At 36.7% G+C, this 20,007-nt stretch carries 13 protein-coding genes; 1 reads left to right on the top strand and 12 read right to left on the bottom strand.

Annotation, left to right across the window (positions count from 1 at the left end; genetic code table 11):
• Positions 1–21: 21 nt before the first annotated feature.
• The 5 genes from RT261_RS00820 to RT261_RS00800 form a co-directional block, all read right to left on the bottom strand.
• Entirely contained in the window at positions 22–1,524 is a 1,503-nt protein-coding gene (locus tag RT261_RS00820; RefSeq protein WP_313128117.1) for a hypothetical protein, read from the bottom strand.
• Positions 1,496–6,019: a CehA/McbA family metallohydrolase gene (locus RT261_RS00815; RefSeq protein ID WP_313128115.1), complete on the bottom strand. Its 4,524-nt coding sequence runs from the start codon at positions 6,017–6,019 to the stop codon at positions 1,496–1,498. Before RT261_RS00815 ends, RT261_RS00820 begins: the two co-directional genes overlap by 29 nt.
• Before the next feature lie 1,076 nt (positions 6,020–7,095).
• A complete protein-coding gene (locus RT261_RS00810) occupies positions 7,096–8,598 on the bottom strand; it encodes a CoA-acylating methylmalonate-semialdehyde dehydrogenase (RefSeq protein WP_313128112.1) in 1,503 nt (500 codons plus the stop codon).
• Between the two features lie 53 nt (positions 8,599–8,651).
• The gene (gene iolC / locus RT261_RS00805) at positions 8,652–9,668 is read right to left on the bottom strand and encodes a 5-dehydro-2-deoxygluconokinase (protein ID WP_313128110.1); all 1,017 of its coding nucleotides are present in this window, start codon (positions 9,666–9,668) and stop codon (positions 8,652–8,654) included.
• A 40-nt stretch (positions 9,669–9,708) separates the two neighbouring features.
• Positions 9,709–10,554: a class II fructose-bisphosphate aldolase gene (locus RT261_RS00800; RefSeq protein WP_313128106.1), complete on the bottom strand. Its 846-nt coding sequence runs from the start codon at positions 10,552–10,554 to the stop codon at positions 9,709–9,711.
• A gap of 310 nt (positions 10,555–10,864) precedes the next feature.
• On the opposite strand from RT261_RS00800, the gene RT261_RS00795 reads away from it, so the two are divergent.
• Positions 10,865–11,629 (top strand): DeoR/GlpR family DNA-binding transcription regulator, encoded by a 765-nt coding sequence (locus RT261_RS00795; protein WP_313128104.1) that lies wholly within the window; start codon positions 10,865–10,867, stop codon positions 11,627–11,629.
• 262 nt (positions 11,630–11,891) lie between these two features.
• Here the strand turns inward: RT261_RS00795 and iolE are convergent, their stop codons facing one another.
• From iolE to RT261_RS00760, 7 genes are all read right to left on the bottom strand, one after another.
• The gene (iolE, locus tag RT261_RS00790) at positions 11,892–12,785 is read right to left on the bottom strand and encodes a myo-inosose-2 dehydratase (RefSeq protein WP_313128099.1); all 894 of its coding nucleotides are present in this window, start codon (positions 12,783–12,785) and stop codon (positions 11,892–11,894) included.
• A gap of 257 nt (positions 12,786–13,042) precedes the next feature.
• Positions 13,043–14,056 carry an inositol 2-dehydrogenase gene (iolG, locus tag RT261_RS00785; protein ID WP_313128096.1) on the bottom strand — a complete coding sequence of 338 codons (1,014 nt, stop codon included), beginning with the start codon at positions 14,054–14,056 and terminating at the stop codon, positions 13,043–13,045.
• A 51-nt stretch (positions 14,057–14,107) separates the two neighbouring features.
• Positions 14,108–15,031 carry a sugar phosphate isomerase/epimerase family protein gene (locus RT261_RS00780; protein WP_313128094.1) on the bottom strand — a complete coding sequence of 308 codons (924 nt, stop codon included), beginning with the start codon at positions 15,029–15,031 and terminating at the stop codon, positions 14,108–14,110.
• A gap of 111 nt (positions 15,032–15,142) precedes the next feature.
• On the bottom strand, positions 15,143–16,144 hold the full coding sequence (locus RT261_RS00775; protein ID WP_313128091.1) for an ABC transporter permease: 1,002 nt from the start codon (positions 16,142–16,144) through the stop codon (positions 15,143–15,145).
• On the bottom strand, positions 16,144–17,646 hold the full coding sequence (locus RT261_RS00770) for a sugar ABC transporter ATP-binding protein (protein ID WP_313128090.1): 1,503 nt from the start codon (positions 17,644–17,646) through the stop codon (positions 16,144–16,146). The genes RT261_RS00775 and RT261_RS00770 overlap by 1 nt, the downstream gene beginning before the upstream one ends.
• A gap of 38 nt (positions 17,647–17,684) precedes the next feature.
• The gene (locus tag RT261_RS00765) at positions 17,685–18,689 is read right to left on the bottom strand and encodes a Gfo/Idh/MocA family protein (protein ID WP_313128088.1); all 1,005 of its coding nucleotides are present in this window, start codon (positions 18,687–18,689) and stop codon (positions 17,685–17,687) included.
• A gap of 86 nt (positions 18,690–18,775) precedes the next feature.
• Positions 18,776–19,804 (bottom strand): sugar ABC transporter substrate-binding protein, encoded by a 1,029-nt coding sequence (locus RT261_RS00760; protein WP_313128084.1) that lies wholly within the window; start codon positions 19,802–19,804, stop codon positions 18,776–18,778.
• Between the last annotated feature and the right edge of the window lie 203 nt (positions 19,805–20,007).

Raw genomic sequence — 20,007 nt, 5'->3', positions numbered from 1 at the left:
CTTTTATCTGATAGCAATATACTATTTTACGCTTATGGTTTTGCTAAAGTTTTTCTTTTGTCCATTCTCTAAAGTGACTACAACCGTTAACTTAATGGTTCCTTTCTTCTTAGCAGTAATTGTTCCATTACTGGATACAGTTGCAATAGTTTTATCACTTACCTTATAGGTTACCTTTACTTCTTCCTGCCCAACAGGATCGCCTTTTTTAAATGCAGCAACCTTTGCTAATTCCTGAGGTAGCGTTACTTTCACGGTAAGTTTTTTGCCTTTTGCAACAGAAGCGTTAACAGATACTTTTACTCTATCTACCAATTTAACTGCATCCTTTGCCTGTTCTGTGCAAATAACAAAATCTCCTCCACTTAAAGTAGAAAGTTTTATAGTACCATCTGCTGCAACAGCCTTCGGATTATTTGGTACTTCTTCTAACGCACCTGTTTTAGCATTCTTATGGTAAATATAAACCTTCTTACCTGCTGCTAAGGAAAGCGTGTCTTTTACAGGCACAGTTACTACCATACCTGCTGCCAGCTTACCTTCCGTTCCTGCTGAAAGAATTCCGACTGATTTTGCAGCTACTTTCGTATCTTTCTTCAAAGCAACCGCTATATTCATATCTTTTGAATCAGCTTTGACTTTCTTCAATTCAGAAGCAGAAATATCAATTGTATAACCCTTACCATCTGCCACATTGATAGTAAGCTTTTGTCCTGATTTCTGTGCTAATAATAACGCATCTTTACTCAATATAACATTCTCAATAGTTGCATCTTTAACAACCGGAATGAAAAGATCAATTACAATACCCTTTTTAACCTTACTATCCTTTACGATATCCTTTAATATTTCTTTACCTAATGTAATAGTAATGTTCTTATTACCATCTTTTACGCTGTCTTTAAGGACCTTTTCACTGATTTTTACTTTTACAACTGCCTTTCCACCTACAATTGAACCTGTTCCTTTATCGACAGTTATTACAGCTTTACCATCCGGTGTCGGTGTTGGTGTTGGCGTCGGTGTTGGTGTCGGATTTGGTGTTGGATTCGGTGATGGATTCGGCGTTGGTGTATTATTATGTTTACATACAATATCTCCACGGTCTCTAATACGGATGCGTGCTGCAAGACCATCAAAGGTATCATCATAAGAGGACAAACCAACTGCAGTAATCAGGTTTCCAACTGCCAAATCTTTAATTTGCTTGTCAGTTGTAATATAACCGTCAATAAATATCCGGGCAATGTTTCCTACCTTATCCTGAACAAGAATCGTCTGTACCGCTCCATTTGCAAGTTCAACCTTTGTTATCTTTCCTGAAATCTTTACAAGGCTTCCAAGATATGTTCTGTCATTAATCTCCTTGGCAGTTACTTCTTTTGGTTCTACTTCTGTAATAGCATCATCCACCAGGGTGATATTCATAACATTTAATTGCCTCTCGCCCTGATAAGAAGAAGTTGCGCCCGTAATACGAACCTTTTGACCAACCCTAAAGTCTCCTGCTACCGGCTGTTTCATCCTGTAAATAGATGCAGTCGAAAAATGCTGTAGCTTTATCATATCCGGAAGCATTGGAAGTTACGATACCTTCTACTGTAAATTTAACGCCTTCTTCTGCTTCTTTTTGTACATCTTCGATCTTAGAAATCTGTGTCGGATTTACATACTGTATTATGTTTTCTAATATTGTATAGTTTGAATAATTTTTTTCTGCATTGTTATCTAATGTCGCCTGAATTTCAAAATTACTTAAAAATGCTGCACCAGCTACAATTAACAGAGACTGGTTTCCACTGGCATGGTTAAGAGTTTCATTGGCAAGTACCATCAGACGATTATCACCTGGGGTATATTCATATTTTGGCGTAGCTTCTCCTCCACGGCCGTCATTATCGCAGTCCTTTGAGTAAGTAGATTTATGTCCGTACACAATAGGAGATACATTGTCCTCTAATGTAGACGTAGGATTTCCATCTTTATCTACTGCATAGATTGTACTGCCACCATACTGGCTGTAAAGTTGTGAATAGATGTTATCGTTTGGATGTTCTTCATCATAAATGATACCCTTTGTAAATGGATCATTCCAGTTGTAAGTAGAAAAATAAAGTCTTGCTTTATTTGACTCACTTCCACCTCCATTTAACACATCATCATAAGTACCGTCATCACTGATACGTAAAGACGCACCAAGGGCTTCCAGAATCTTATTCTGTTGTGCCGCCATATGTTCTCCATCTTTCGGATAAGGCTTGTAATTCTCGTATAAGTCTGACCAGCCGCAGAATACTAAACTTCCACCTGCTTCAGAAAATTCCTTAATAGCTGTAATCTCTTCGTCTGAATAATTTGCATAACCTTCTCTTAACTTAGTGCCATCACGACGACTTGGAGCTGTCAATATGATCATCTTATACTTACCATCTGTATTATGAGCTGCCGCTATTAAATCCTCACTGGTTTTCAAAATGACACATCTTACATTGCTTTCTGCCGCAAGATTACTAAAGTTAGTCACCGAATCCTTATAATTTCCAGCTACATATTCATTAAAGTGACTACCATCAATTCCTATGTATACCAACTTATTTGCATCTCTTACATCTAAAGTAAGATCTTTTGTAAATTCGTACTCAAGGCCACCTGTTTCTAAGACTACTTCAACGGTAATGGTTTGTATTTTGGCTTTTTCAGGTGTAAATTCAAAATCAACTTCTGTATTAGTTCCTTTTGCAACGATGCCAGCATCTGCTTTTTTCTCAATAACAGCTCCATCCAACTTATAAGTCAAGGATTTAATGGATGCACTTTCCGACTCATTATTAAACAGAATTGTTTTAACCGTCAGTTCTTCTCCAGTAACCGGTGTAGCAGTGCTGCTTTCTACATTTGAAATTCCAAGAACTTTTGTTTTTCCAACCCAAACCGGAGCCGTTACCGCAAGATCTCCATCCTTCTCTGTAACCCTGATATAATAATAACTATAGTCCGGTTTAAGGGTAACGCTAAGTTCCTTGCTCTGAGCGTTTACATCCCATGTATGAATAACACGTCCACTGTTTACAATTACTTCTGCTTTTTGAATTATATCATCTGCATCACTTAATGTTACCTTTAAATCCAGACTTTCAGGCACTTCATCAATGATACTTCCCATTAATTGATCATTTACAGTATAGGCAATCTCCAAATTCTTATCTTCTGTTGCATATACTTTACGATCCTTTAATGCATCATAAATACCTTGTTCTGTGAAATTTTCAGTAATAATAACATCACGAGCATCATTTGCATTTCCCCATTTACCCTTATGGTTATCCTGGTTATTGGTAGGTGCTACATGCCATCCCTTATCCAAGGCCATGGTGTAGTATTGATAAGATGGGAAATAACCACCGGCACCAATCGCACCTTCTCCATTACCAACTTCAACCAAAGTAATGCGGGAATCAATGATAGGATCCCAGTAAGCAAAATCACTGAATGTACCAAATGTTTTACCAGGATGATTAAACTGGCTAACGGATTTAGCACCCTCTTCCTTGCTTAATAAAGCATAATACGCTTTCATTCCGGCATCATTTGCTTTATTATTTAAAGTTTCGTTATTACGGCTGACAATACCTTCTGTATTCCAGGTGTTAATATGTCCCGGTCCGCTTGACCAAGTCATTTCAAAACCACCGAGAGCAATTACTCCTCTATTTGTTGAAGAAGCATTAAATTCAGCAATTTTCCCTTTATATTCATTCCATAATTTTTGACTTCCTGCTGTCATTAAAGTCTTATCATGAAGAGAAGCCTCCGGGTTAACCGCTTCCTTGGTATCAAAATAATTGGAATGATCCGTAAATGCAGCGAAATCAACATTATCGCCCTTGCTTATTTTATTAATATAATCAAGTGCATCATCTAAAGAACCAGAACCGTCGGAATAAGTAGTGTGACTATGTAATTGTCCAAAGTATAAGTTATATTCCGGTGTACCTACGGTAAATGGCCATTCATAGGTTGTGAATTTACCATCCGCACGAGTAATCACTACAGAAGCAGTGTAACGTCCATCTGCCAGATCCTTGGTGGGTTTATAAGAAAAGGTTCCATCAGTATAAGTCATGGCAACAGCGTTTAATTCAACCTTTTCTCCTGCCTTTAAGGTTAATTTTGCAGTAGGTTTTTCTCCAATGTTAGTTGCTGTTATGCTGATAAGTGGTCTCTTATCTTCGCCTGTTTTTTCATTGCGGGCAGGTGTAACTTTTGTAACCTGGGGTTCATCAATAACAGTAATTTCTTTTACATCACTTGTTGCTACATTACCTGCATTATCCCAAGCAGTTACCTTAATTGTGAATTTAGATACCCCTGAAGTAAATATGCTTCCAGGAATAGTTACTTCCCATTGGGATTTATCGGAGGCATTCTGTACCAAAGGCACCGTTGTAGGTACTGAATTCACTGTATAGGTTAAATCTGCTTTAGCAACTGCTACGTTATCCTCAATTGTTACAGATACCTTATAATCTTTTCCTAATTCAGCATTATCAAAAGCAGGGAATGTAATGGCAGGTTCTCTTACATCATTTGTTATTAAATAATCAGAAGAAGAACCTACGCGAAGCTGGTCGGTTTTACCATATTTGGATACACAGGCATATAAATCTACCTTTTCGCCAGCAGTTACACCGTATGGATAGGGTGCTGCTCGATATATATCCATGCTGTCTTCATAACTATCTGTAACTTTTGTGCTTCCATCCTTGTTATAATTGCCTAGTGTTACATCCTTAATTACTACCCATTCTGATAGTAAAGAATCCTTAACAGCTTTTAATTCATTAAATGAAGTGAATTCCTGTGCAGGAATCAGCTGTGTATCTGCTGCTGATACTAATATATCCTTTTTCGAAAGAGATTTTAACTGAGGGACGTCACCATATATATCTGTTGTGCCGGTTAGTTTTAAAACGTCACCAATTTCAAATCCGGATAGGCTATCAAATATCTGCAGTGCATAAATTTGTCCATTAATCACATCCTGCAAAATAGCAGAATTCATCGTGTCATTGTTACCATATCGATATACAAGCTGACCAACCACGGTAACCTTCTTTCCGGCCTCTAACTGACAGGCATCAAATACCGATATTGCATCCGCCGGGATTTCTGTAATGGGATCGAATAGATCCGGATTCACATCTGGTTCTTTTGCAAGTATGTAATTGAATTCTGCTATATCACTGTCTAAATAACCAGGCGCTGATGCTTTTGCCTCGATTGTTGTATTACTGCTAATTATAATAGGATCTGAATAATACATAATTGCTGACGGTGAAACACTGGTGACACGGTACTCAATAGTCGCGCCCGGTGTTGTACAGGAAAGTGTAATAGCACTTCCGGAAACAACGGTTGAACCGGAAGGCCTACTTGCCTGCGGTTTTGCTGCTTGTGCCGGTCCTGATGGTATACTGTCATCATATTTGTATAATGTAAAAGCAGACCTATACTGTGCCTTCTCCGCAGTACTTTTTACATATGCCCGAAACTTATTTCCATTATTTGTATCACTTACAAGAATTTTATCATTATTAGTGGTTTTTATTGTAAATATTCCGTCAGACTCTTCAAATATCCAAGTATAATCTCCCTCTTCCATATTGTTTGAAGAACTTGATGGCTTAATCGACTTCCCATTAGAATCCACCATCTTCACTTGTTGCCCTTCAACATCAAGAGTCCATACAAATTTATTGTCTGGATTCACCACCCTATTACCATCCACAATAGTTATTGGTGCTTCACTACCATCACCAAGCCATGTACCACTACGCATAGGCAGCCCATAGCCACTATTTACAACCAATACATACTTACCCGAGGTAAACTCTGCCATACTCTCAACTTTTACATAAGTACCGGACGTCCCAGCTGCATGACCGATGACAGGGTTCACGTTAAGTACCATCATGACACTCAACAACATCGCTAGACATCGTTTTGCAATTCTCTTCATAATCTTTCCTCCTTATTTATTTCATCATTTGATAGATACAAACCCATTGCCGGGTTTTCTTACCGCAATAGTCAAAATTTCTCTCCGCTTTCGTTAATATTACATTAGCCCCAATACAACTTAATTCACAATACGTAAGAAAATTTATAACTATCACTTCCCAGTCTTTCGAAAAAGATTTTCCATCTCAAAGACTTCTCGTAGTGAGCCTCCTATTACTTCACGAACTTCCTCCTTCTTATGTAGTAATGCCATATAGACACCCCATGTAAATTAATAAATTATATTTATAATCTGCATTCACAGACTATAATTTCTAGGAATTATTACAGTCATTTCTCAACTATTACGTAAAATAAACTGCACTAATATAACATTGATATGTAATCAGATTTAAAAGAAATAACTTTTCAAGAAAAAAAGGACATGATTAATAAAGTCACATCCTTTTAGAATGATGACATTTTTATCTCAAATAATTTACTTGTCTGCTGTATTATAATTATCAACATCTTATCATACATACAACGATTAAATCTTTTTATAAAAATGTCACCGAAACATTGCTTATTAAGTTTTGTTTCTCACTATTCTAGTATTATTTAGTTTTGATTATAGCATATGTGCACTATTAATGCAAGATTTTTGTTCTAATTATAACATTTTTTATTATAAAAAATGTTTATACCTTATCATAATGCTGTAAATTTGATACAATTTACTCATTTCTAACGAAATATTAGTATGATTTTAATACTTTACATTAAAACCATACTAAATGTTTGAACTTTAACATTTTTCGAATATTTGTGTGTACGTTGAGTATATTCAAGGATAACTTAGAAGGATAACTAAGCATTTTATGCACGATACAAAAGATAATAAGGTTTAACAAACCAATAGTTGTTGTTACAAAACAAAAAAACTGCCATTCTAAGAGCCCAAATTCAACGAAGTTGAATTCATTTTTCAAAGAAGCTCACTTTAAAATGAGTTTCTTCGCCTTATCAGCTCTGAATGACAGTTCCTCAATGTCTCTTTTTTATTTTTCTATGTCATAATTTTTAGGTAAATAATCAAATGGTTCCATCCCAAGTACTAACTTTTGTACTCTTCTTCTCTTCTTCATCAAACCATTTTGTTGTAACAGTTTTGCTTTCCGTATAGAATCTTACTCCATCTTTTCCAAGACAATGTAGATCACCAAAGAAAGAATTCTTATGTCCGGAGAATGGGAATACGCCTACAGGAACAGGTATGCCAACGTTTACGCCTACCATACCGCCATCGGTTCTGTTTACGAATTCTCTTGCGAAGTAGCCATTTTGAGTAAAGATAACCGAACCATTTGCAAATGGATTGTTATTCATAATAGTAAGTCCTTCTTCAAAGCTCTTTACTCTTTTAATGCAAAGTACCGGTCCAAAGATTTCCTGTGTTCCAATAGTCATTTCTTCTGTTACATGATCAAAGATGGTAGGTCCAAGGTAGAAGCCATTCTCATATCCCTCTACTGTAACATTTCTTCCATCCAGTATTAATGTTGCGCCTTCATCAATTCCTTTTTGTATCCACTTTAAGATACGTTCTTTATGTTTTTTATCCACCACAGGTCCTAATGTGGAGGTTTTATCATAAGCAGGGCCAGCTTTTAAGTTTTTAGCTAATTCAACTAATTTTGCAACCAAAGCATCTGCGATTCCATCTTCTGCAACAACAACTGGAAGTGCCATACATCTTTCTCCGGCACATCCGAATGCGGAGTTTATGATGCCGGCTGCAGTACGTTCAATCGCCGCATCGTTCATGACTAATGCATGGTTCTTTGCTTCACATAATGCCTGTACTCTCTTGCCGTTAGAAGCTGCGACACCATAAATATGTTTACCCACGTTGGTAGAACCAACAAAGGAAATTCCCTTAATGTCTGGATGGGATAGGAATATTTCTGCTTCATCTCTGCTGCAGGTTATTACATTTACAACACCATCCGGAACTCCTGCTTCTTTGTACAATTCAGCAATTCTTAAAGCAGTACGGGGAGTTGAACTGGAAGCCTTTAATACAATACAGTTACCGGTTGCTACACATAACGGTGCCATCCAGCCAAATGGAATCATAGCAGGGAAGTTAAAAGGAGTAATTCCTGCAAATACCCCTAGTGATTCACGGTTAAGGGTGGTGTCGTATCCAGTGGAGGTATTCATTAATGATTCCCCCATCATCAGAGATGGAACGGAGCATGCAAGTTCTGTGCCTTCTTGTGCCTTCAATACATCTCCTTCTGCCTCTGTCCATACTTTACCGTGCTCCTGAGCTACCAATAAAGTTAACTCTTCTCTATGTTTAATAAGTAAGTCACGCACATTATATAAAGTTTGTACACGTTTTATAACAGGCACTTTTGACCATGATTGATAAGCTTCTTTGGCTACAGAAATAACTTCTTCCACTTCCTCCTTAGTACAACAAGGAACCTTTGCGGTTATTTCTCCGGTACTTGGATTATAAACATCATAATATTTATCTGTTTTTGATTCGCGGTATTGTCCGCCTACAAAATATTTGATTGTCTCCATGCTTTTTCTCTCCTTTTTATTTATTTAAATTTTTTAACTTTATGTAATTTAGCTTAAGCTCTTGCTATCATATCACCATACTTCTTTTTACTATCTGCAATAAATTCTTTCACTGATTTAATATCCGGCATGTCTTCGGAGCATCCATGGCTGGCTACTAACAAAGCTGCAGATGCACTGCCTAATTCCAGACAGTCAATAATATCAAGTCCTTCAAATAAACCATATAAGAAAGCAGATGCATAACCATCCCCACCGCCAAAAGACTTAAGAAGTTTTACTGGAAATGGTTTGATACTGTATTGATTTCCATCATTGGTATAGGCTGTTGACCCTTCTTTACCATGTTTTATTACTACTATCTTGCAGCCTTGTGAATGAAAATATCTTGCAGTTTCTAAATCCGTTCTTCCTTTTTCTATCAGTTGTTCTGTTAAGTCAAACTCTTCTCTGGAACCTAATATTACATCGCTCTCTTTTGCTACAATAGAATAATATATAGCTATTTCATCAGCATTTTTCCAGTTGTATGGACGATAATCCACGTCAAATATAACCTTTACATTATTCTTCTTCGCTAAAGCCAGTGCTTTTAATGCCGCTTCTCTGGAAGGACTTTGCGCCAGGGCAGTTCCTGATATAAGAATTGCTTTTGCGTTCATTATGTACTCTTCATCTATATTCACTACATCCAGCTGTAAATCTGCAATAGCATCCCGATACATTAAAATACTGCTTTCCGTTTCACTTAGAATTTCCGTAAAGGTAAGTCCTAACTTCTCACCCTTCGTACATTTCGTAATATGTGATGTATCAATGCCTTCTTTATTAAAGTATTCTGTAACAAAATCTCCGAACTGATCATCAGAAACCTTGCCGATAAAGCCAATTTTCTTCCCCAGTCTAGCCATTCCAACTGCAATATTGGCCGGAGATCCTCCCAGATATTTTTTAAATGTAGTACTTTCTGATAGAGGCTTATAATAATCAATTGGATTAAAGTCAATTGCTACTCTTCCTAATAAAATTAGATCATACTTTTTTGTATTATCAAATTCAATAAATCCCATAGTCCATTCACCCTTTCTATATTTATTTCTAAAAACCTATCTATTTTGCCTTGTTATCACTTTGGAATATCTTTATATGTTTGCTTACATTTTCATAAGCACCTTGTACCATTGCACTACTCATTTGAAAATAGTCTTTTTTCTCACCTTCAGTGTATTCTCTGACAGCTTTCTCTACCGATATGAAAGTAGCAGTTGCAACATTTAATTTTCTAATGCCTCCGGCTATACACTTTCTAAAATCAGCATCACTAATGCCAGACCCTCCATGAAGGACTAATGGCACAGAAACTCTTTCCCTAACCTGATCCAAAATGCTAAAGTTTAATTTTGGCTCCTGTTTATAGAGACCATGGGCATTTCCAATAGAAAGCGCTATTGCATCCAGCTTCGTATTCTTATATAATTCTTCCACTTCGTCAGGATCGGAATATAACATCTCATTATCTTCACTTCCATCTTCACTTCCTGCTAATTGACCAACCTCTGCTTCTACACTTGCGCCATATGGCTTAGCAATTTCTATAACCTGTTTCACAATTGCAATATTCTCTTTAATCGGTAACTGGGATGCGTCTATCATAACTGATGTAAATCCTAAATCTAATGCCTGTTTCACAACTTCCAAATCCAAACCATGATCCAAATGTACTGCTACCGGTACTTTTGCTGCTTCTGCTGCTGCAACCATTAATGGCCCGATCATAGATAAAGGAGAATAAGGAAGGCGAACTTGTGCAATCTGTAAAATGATTGGCGACATTAATTCTTCTGCTGCCTTAATTGCTCCCATTACCATTTCCATATTTGCTACACTAAAAGCCCCAATACCATAATTGCCTCTTTGGGCATCTTTTAGAAGTTGTGACATATTAACTAGCGGCATGTCTTTCACCTCTTCCGTATGTATTTTAACATTTACCAATATTTTTTAATAACTTTATACCAATATACTCATTTTATACCACAGATTTAACCACTAGTCAAGTCAATTTAATCATTTAAGTATAATTCTCTATCATTTTAGGGCAACAATGGTGGCACTTTATTATCACTTTTATTGTAAATTATGATAATGTTTTTTGTTTTTAGTCATTTAACAATTGCATTATTCTATATAATTAGATATAATATTATTAATTTATTATTATATAAGCTAGTTTTAAAATACCATATACATAGAGAGGAGTACTATAATGAGGTCCAAACGTATTGATGATATAAAAGAATATATCTATCAAAATAAAACGGTTACCCTTGATCAATTATGCGAAGAATTTCAAGTTTCCAAAAACACAATCAGACGCGACATAGATGAATTAGTTGAAACGGAGAAAATCAAAAAAATTTATGGCGGTGTTACCGTAGATGGTTTTAAACCTATGATTTCCTTTGATGAACGCAACATTAGTAACTTACATCAAAAACAGATAATAGCAAAAAAGGCAGCCGAATTAGCCAATGATAACGAAATTATTTTTATTGATTCCGGAACTACAACCATGCACATGATTGAACATATTAAAGATCTAAAAAACCTAACAATACTTACCAATAATATTGAAGTAATCATGCGCTCCATTCCCTATCCGAATATTAATGTAATATCTTTATCCGGTACTTTAAATCGTAAGACCCTATCATTCACCGGTTCATCTGCAGCTGATGTTTTAAGTCAATATAATATAAGCAAATCCTTTGTTGCTGCTACTGGAATATCATTGATGGGCGGATGCACAAATTCATCTCCGGCTGAAACAGAAATAAAACGTACTGCCTTAATGAAAAGCCAGAAAAACTATTTGTTAGTGGATCACACAAAATTTGATGTAATATCATTAATGACTTTTTCAAATTTTGATAATATTGACTCAATTATTACAGATGCTATGCCTCCTGCTTCTTTAAAGGAAGCTTTAAACAAAAATAATTGCAGCATTGTATTAGCAGACGATAAATAGGTTGAATCAATCCTGGTCAGATTCGTTACAAAATAAAAAACTGTCATTCTATGAGCACTAATTCATTTTAGTTGAACTTATTCAACATCGTTGAATCACTTGCTCGAAAAATCCCACTTAAGAGTGAGATTCTTCGCCTTACTGGCTCAGAATGACAGTTTTTATAAATCCTTTACCATTCCGGTTCAGAATCAGAGTCTCGTAAAATTCTTCACCTTTCCTGTTCAAAATTAATGTTTTACAACACCTCTAATAATTCAAATTATAATCCTGTTTTCTCTGCTATGTATTTTCTTGCTTTCATTGCGTATTCCAGAGGATTTGCAATTGCAGGATCTTGTTCGGCTTCTACCAACATATAACCTTCATAACCCGCTTCTTCCAGCACCTTAAAAATAGGTTCAAAGTCAATACAGCCGTCTCCCGGTATGGTAAAGGTTCCAAGACGAACACCTTGTAAAAAGCTTAAATGTTCTTCTCTTACTTTCTTAACAATATCTGGTCTGATATCTTTTAGATGAACATGTTTTATACGATTCACATATTTCTGAACCATTTTTAAAGGATCTACTCCACTATAAGCAAAATGTCCCGTGTCAAAAAGAAGGCTTACATATTCAGGATCCGTATTATTCATAAAACGTTCTACTTCTTCTTCTGTTTGTACAACAGTTCCCATGTGATGATGATAGGTTAAAGATAAGCCTCTCTCTTTTGCAACTTTTCCAAGTTTGTTTAGTCCCGCGCAGAGCATATCCCACTCATTATCATTCATTATATATTTTTCATCAAAAACTGCTTTATCAAGGCCCTGTATGCTATGACCTTGTTCTGCAACACCGATAATTTTGGCACCCATAGCTTTTAGAAAATCTACTTGTTTAATGAATTCCTTTTCTGTCTCTTCATAGGGTTTTGTAATTAGAAAGGAAGAAAACCAGCAGTTACAGATTTGGATTCCTCTTAAATCCAACGCTTTCTTTAAGGTATCAACATCCTTTGGATATTTATTTCCAATTTCCGAACCGGCAAATCCAGCTAATGCCATTTCACTGACACATTGTTCAAATGTATTTTCTTTTCCTAAATCCGGCATATCATCATTAGTCCATGCTATTGGTGCTATTCCCAGCTTCACTTTATTTTTATCTAACATTTTTACCCCCATTATTCTTTTATAGTTTTTTTAGTTTTATAGTTTTATTTTGCAACCTTTTAACTTTTAAACACGAGGTTCCTTTGTGATATTTCAAATAGTAACTTTTAAACATGAGGTTTCTTTGTAATATTTCAAATAATAGACGAAGAAGTTCAACATGAGAATTCCAATGAGCTCTCATGTTGGAGTTCTTCCGAATGAAAGATATAGTCTTCCATTTGTGAAAATATTTTCTTCACAGTTTTTATACTAATTTAGAATTCGATTTCTGAAATTTTAACCGGGCGATTTTCATCCAGTGATTTCTTTGCTGCAATTGCAATTAGAATCGGCTGTAATCCTTCTTCAACATTTACAGGCACCTCTGTGCCATTCTCAATTGCTTTTGTAAATTCAGCTACTTCCTTAGTAAAAGATGCCATGTAACGTTCCAGGAAGAAGTATAATGGCTTCTCCCCTGTAATTCCCTCTGCTGTACTAAGAACTGCTGTGGAAGGTGTATCATTTGCCACATTAATCTGACCTTTCGAACCAAAAACCTCAGCTCTTTGATCATATCCATAAACTGCTTGTCTGGAATTATCAATTACACCAATTGCCCCATTTTCCATCTTTAATGTAAGAACAGCAGTATCAATATCTCCAACCTTTGCAATATCCGGATTCACCAGCGCTGCTCCTGCTGCATATACTTCTTTTACTTTACTGCCGGATAAGAAGCATACCATATCAAAATCATGAATAGTCATATCCAGGAACATTCCACCGGAGCATTTTACATAATCAATAGACGGAGCTTCCGGGTCACGTGCTGTTACCCTTATAAGATGAACATCACCGATTTTTCCTGCTTCTACAGCATCTCTTATTGCCTGGAAGTTATGATCAAACCTTCTGTTAAAGCCCACTTGGAATTTCACATCTGATTTCTTTAATTCTTCCATTACTGCTTTGATCTTACTTAAATCTTGAGAAATCGGTTTTTCACAAAATACATGTTTATGGGCTCTAATAGCTTCAATTGCAATATCTGCATGAGTATCTGTAGAAGAACAAATCATAACCGCATCAATGTTCGGGTCTTCTAAAATATTATGGTAATCTGAATAGCAGGTTTTAACCCCATATTCTGCTGCCCATTTCTTTATATCATCATTCATAAAAGGATCTGCTATTGCAACTACTGTTGCATTTTTAACTCCGGTTGTGACCCCCTCCATATGTACTCTTCCGATTCTGCCTGCTCCTATAATACCTATTTTAATCATGCTAAATCCTTCCTTTCTTATTTGTAATATTGTCTTATTTGTATTACTGTCTTATATACCTAACCCTTGCTTTATAACCTCAATAGACATCTTCACTCCGGTCAAAGCATCTATTGTCAGATCTTCCATTTCAAGGGAAACTACATCATTATAACCAATCATTCTGGCAACAGAGAAAAATTCTTTCCACCATTGAACGCTGTGACCACATCCAACTGCTACGTAGTTCCAGGAACGATTAGAGTAATCTTCTATTGGCTTTGTATCCAGCACACCATTGGGGCCTGCCAATCCTCTTTCTAATCTGGAATCCTTTGCATGGATATGGTAAAGTGCATCTCCCAATTCTCTTAAAGCTTCTATGGGATCCCCTCCCATCCAGAACAAATGGCTTGGATCAAGATTCATACCTATCATGGGACCAACTTCTTTTCTAAGCTTTAAAAGGGTTTCCGGATTGTACACTAACTGCCAGCCATGATTTTCTAAAGCTATTTTTTCAATACCAAAATCCCTGGCTTGTTTTACCAATTTAATCCAAGTTGGGATTGCAACCTCTTCCCACTGATATTTTAAAATATCCTGTGTAATAGGGGGCCAGCTGGTTGTAATCCATACAGGTGTTATATCATTTTTACAACCAGAGGGCAGTCCACTCATCATAACAACTTTCTTTATTCCAAGTTGTTCCGAAAGTTGAAATGTTTTTAGAGTAACTTCCATATCTTTTTCATAAGCTAAAGGGTTTCCGGAACAATTTAATGCTGCAATCTCCATATTCCTGGAAGAAAAGCTTTCTTTCAACCGCTTTCTTGCTTCTGAATCAGCTACCAATTCATCCAGATTTATATGAGGTGCTTTAGACCAATTACCGGTTGTTAACTCAATCGCATCTACTCCTAAGGCACGAACTGTATCAAGCATATGGTCTAATTTTAGATGTCCTAAGCTATCTGGAATATAACCTAATCTCATAGTAATCTCCATTCTGCTGAAACACCATGAATTTAAGGGCCAGCACAATATTTACAAAGCCAATTGCTCACTGTCTGAAAACTTAATCTTTCAAGTTTATCTTATTATAATCTATTTACCGGCTAATCTTCTTGATTTTTCTTCCATTCTGTTACGTGTAACGTCAATAAACACAGCTGCTATAATAACAATACCAATGACCATATATTGCACATCGCTTGCAGCTTTAAGCAAGGTTAATCCATTTCTAATGATGGATATTATTAAGGCGCCGATTAGGGTTCCCCATATTGTACCTTTGCCGCCGCTAAAGGAAGCTCCACCAATAATACATGCGGCAATTGCATCTGTATCATATGGAGAAATTGCTGAGGATGGATTCGCAACACCGGAACGTCCTACAATGATAATACCTGCGATTGCACAAACAAATCCGGAAAGGGAATATACAAAAATCAAAACATTATCTGTATTAATTCCAGATAGACGGGTTGCTTCCAAATTACCTCCCACACAATATATGGCTCTTCCAAGGGCCGTTTTATTTAACAATACATGAAATCCAGCAAATAGCAGCAGCATAGCTACAAAAGCAATAGGTATTCCTGAGAACTTACTGCTCTTAAAAAGACTCACAGAGCCAAGCCAGGTAATGGAATTAGGAAAACCGCTTATTGTTTTAGTAGATACTACAAATAACGCCAAACCACATAGTACATTCTTCATTCCTAATGTAGAAACAAAAGGATGGGGTAAATGGAATTTCGTAAGTAGCAAACCATTTGCACAGCCAATTAGCACACCTGTAATCAATGCAGCTCCAATTAGAATAATTGGATTAGTAACTCCAAACTTATCAAGTAACATACCCATTATACTGGCACATAAAACTGCATTTGCTCCAACGGATAAATCAATACCAGCCGTTATTAATACTACAAGCATACCGGAGGCAATGGTTCCGTTTACAGCAGTTTGTCTTAGAATATTCATTATATTATTGATTGTTAAGAAATTAGGACTGGAAAAAGATAAGATAATTGCCAATACTATCAATGCCAACAGTGGGCCTAACTTTCCAAGAATTTTTTTAATATTTACTATGTTCTCCATTATATTCTTCCTCCCCAAGCAGCCTTCATAATATTTTCCTGAGTAAATCCTACATCATGTCTGTCTATTTCACCCATAATTTTTCCACCGCGCATTACAATAACTCTATCACTCATGCCTAAGATTTCCGGCAGCTCAGAAGAAACCATAATAACGCATTTACCTTTTGCTACTAAGTCATTCATAATATTGTAAACTTCTACCTTAGCGCCAACATCAATTCCTCTTGTTGGCTCATCAAAGAGATAAATATCCGCGTCTGTATTAAGCCACTTACCAATAACTACTTTTTGCTGATTACCGCCAGATAACTGACTTGTTATTGCACTCAGACCCGGGGTTTTTATTTTAAGATCCTCTATAGCTTGATCACCGGCACTTGTTATTTTCCCTTTATTCAGCCAAAGACCTTTTGTAAACTTTGATAAATTAGCAAGTATAAGGTTGGTATCAATTCCTTGTGATAACACCAAACCCTGTCCCTTTCTGTCTTCTGTCAACAGTGCAACTTTATTCTTAACTGCATCCTTTGGCGACCTTATAGTTACCTTTTTGCCTTCTATGTAAACTTGTCCTCCATCGATAGGAAAAGCTCCAAAGATTGCCTGAAAGGTTTCTGTACGGCCTGCTCCTACTAAGCCTGCAATTCCCAGTATTTCACCATGGTACGCCGTAAAACTCACATTATGTAAAACACCTGTTGAATTTAAGTTATCAATTCTGAGTGCTTCTTTTCCTCTTTTTCCTTCTATCTTGGGATATTGGTTATTGAGAGTACGTCCAACCATGGCAGTAATCAGTTTGTCGTTATCCATGTCCTCAATATCATCTGTAGTGATATGCTCGCCATCCCGCATAACTGTAACTCTATCACACAATTCAAATAACTCTTCTAATTTGTGGGATACAAACAAAATTGAAACCCCTTGTTCCTTTAAGCTACGAACCGTTTTCATTAACTGCCTAACCTCTTTTTCACCAAGGCTTGAAGTCGGTTCATCCATAATAATTAGTTTTGCATCAATAAGTACCGCTTTGGCAATTTCAACCATTTGCAAAATTCCCATACCAAAGTTAGCACAAGGCTTTGTTACATCTACATCCTGACCCAGGGAAAGCATAACTTCATGTGCCTTTTTATGCATCGCCTTGTAATCAAGAAATTTGCTATTGTTTTTATGTATAAATTTGTTAATAAAGATATTATCCGTAATGGAAAGTTCTTTGATTATATTTAATTCTTGATAAACACAAGCAATTCCTGCATTTTTTGCATCACTGGGAGTTTTCATGTTCTGCTTTACGCCGTTAACAAATATTTCTCCTTCATCAGCAGAATGAACACCAGTTAAGACTTTAATCAGCGTGGACTTTCCTGCCCCGTTCTCACCAATTAGCCCCAGAATTTCCCCCGGTTTTATTTGCAAAGACATATCTCGCAGCGCAACCACTCCCGGAAATCGCTTTGTGACATTTTTCAATTCTACTACATAATTACCCATCGTTTTATCACCTTTTCTCTTATTCTTACTTTATCAATTTAGCAGTAGAATGCAGGTTGTGGCTCTAGTATTATAGGTTCAATCGTTTTTTGCTTTCTTGCCTTTATTAATGTATCTGCCGTTACTGCAGCAACATATCCATCCCATGCATTTGGGCCCACCGGACCCGATTCCTTAATGCTGTCAATCCACTGTTGAAATTCCACATCATAAGCTTCTACAAATCTTTGAGACCAATCTGCTAATATTTCATAAGAACGCATACCAGACTTCTTCTTTAATATGGTAATTGGATCAGGTAAGCGAATTACACCTTTTTCACCAACAACTTCACATTGAATATCGTATCCATAATGAGAATTCATATTAACTTCAACATCAATTCTTACACCACTTTTTGTTTCTAATAACATAATTTGAGGATCTTTTAAATCATCCAGCGCATTTCGATTCTGTTTTGCCGTCAATACCTGTCCCGATTCATAATCCTCCCCAAGCAGCCATCTTAAAATATCAATTTCATGTATACCTGAGTTTTTAATGGTCATATCCGTTGTATGCTGGGGGCCAGGAACGCGGTTTCTGTGGCAGCAATGTACCATTAAGGGTTCTCCAATTTCTCCGCTTTCAATAATTTCTTTCAGCTGCCTATATCCTTTATCGTAGCGGCGCATAAATCCTACCTGAACCAATTTCTTACCGCCTGCTGTCTCAGCTTTAACAATTGACATGCATTCTTCTGCTGAGGTTCCTAATGGTTTCTCACATAATGCATATTTTTTTGCTTTGATACATTCTAATACATATTCCGCATGGGTGGGATCCCAGGATGCTATAACAACTGCATCTACCTCCGGTGACCAGATTACTTCATGACCCGTTTCGTAAAAAGTTACATTATATTTTTGGGATACCCGCAAGGCATTCTCCTTATTAATATCGGATAACGCCACCACTCTGGCTCCGGTAATGGTATCTGTCAAACGTCTGATATGATCTTCTCCGATTGCGCCGGTTCCAATAACCCCGATTCTTAGTTCCATTTTTCACCTTCCTTAGAACATTTACCCCTACATTACCTGTAGGAGTAAATGTTGCTCTATAAGTACCAATTCGGTTACCCTGTCTTTTAATTAAGCTTTGATTTTAATTCTGCCAAATAGGTTTCTGCATTCTCAGATGTAATAACAATAGCCCCCGTATCAATATATGTCATAACATCTTCTCCCTTTGCTGCCGCTACTGCTTTTTCTACTGCCGTATATCCCATATCAAAAGGTGATTGGGCAACTGTAGCAGTAAATTTACCATCTGCAACGTTTTGGACACCTGCCTGAATACCATCAAATCCAACTATTATAACGTCACTTAAGCCAGCTTGTTCCACTGCTCTTGAAGCACCTGTTGCAATTTCGTCATTATTACATAAAACAATATCTACATCGTTATCTAAGCTTGTTAGCAAGTTTTCCATAATGCTTGCTGCTTTATCTGCAAGTCCTTCTGCGTATTGAACCGCTGCTACTTCTACCCCATAAGCCTCAAGAGCTTCTCTGTATCCTTTTTCACGTTCATCACTTGATGTGTTACCTTGAACACCGCCAATGATAACTGCTTTTGCTCCTTTTCCAGCTTTTTTAGCTGCATATTCTCCACCAAGGTATGCTGCCTGGTAATTACCGGTACCGATATAGGAAATCTTATTATCATAAGGAGCATCCGTATCTACGAATAGAACTGGCACTTTTGTATCTCCAATTACAGAAACAACCGATTCCGGCTGCAGCGGTGAAATTACAAAAGCATCAAGATCTGGTGAAGATAACATGGTTTCAATCATATTATTTTGTTCATCATAAGCTGTTTCAGAAGCCGGACCTTGTAAATCAACCGTTACGCCTAAGTCTTCCCCTGCCTGCTTTACACCAGCAGCGACGTAACTCCAATACTCGCTGGATAAAGTTTTTAAAATTACACCCACTCTAATGTTTGAATCTTCTGCTTTTTCCGGTGTTTCTGATGTCCCTGATGTTTCTCCAGAATTTGTTGTCTCTTTGTTCTCCTCCGGTTTCGATGTAGTTTTGCTTTCTGTACTTCCACACGCTGTCAAACCAACAATCATCATTGCCGCTGTTAATAAAGCTAAAATTTTTTTCATAGTAAATCTCCCTTCACAATACATTGTTTTTTGTTTGTTGCTGTAAAGCAATTCTCACAAGTAATTGAATACATCTTCATCTATGTATAATTAATTGCTTCCATAATAAATTACAATACTTCTGTGAAAAAGTATTACTAAATCATCCATAACCCCGAACACATCAGATTCAGTATTCAAATCAGCTCACAAAATCACAAATT

This window comes from Anaerocolumna sp. (genome assembly GCF_032079385.1).
Lineage (GTDB): Bacteria > Bacillota > Clostridia > Lachnospirales > Lachnospiraceae > Anaerocolumna.
Note: the sequence above shows the minus strand (reverse complement) of the source record. Positions and strands in the feature narration are given on the sequence as shown.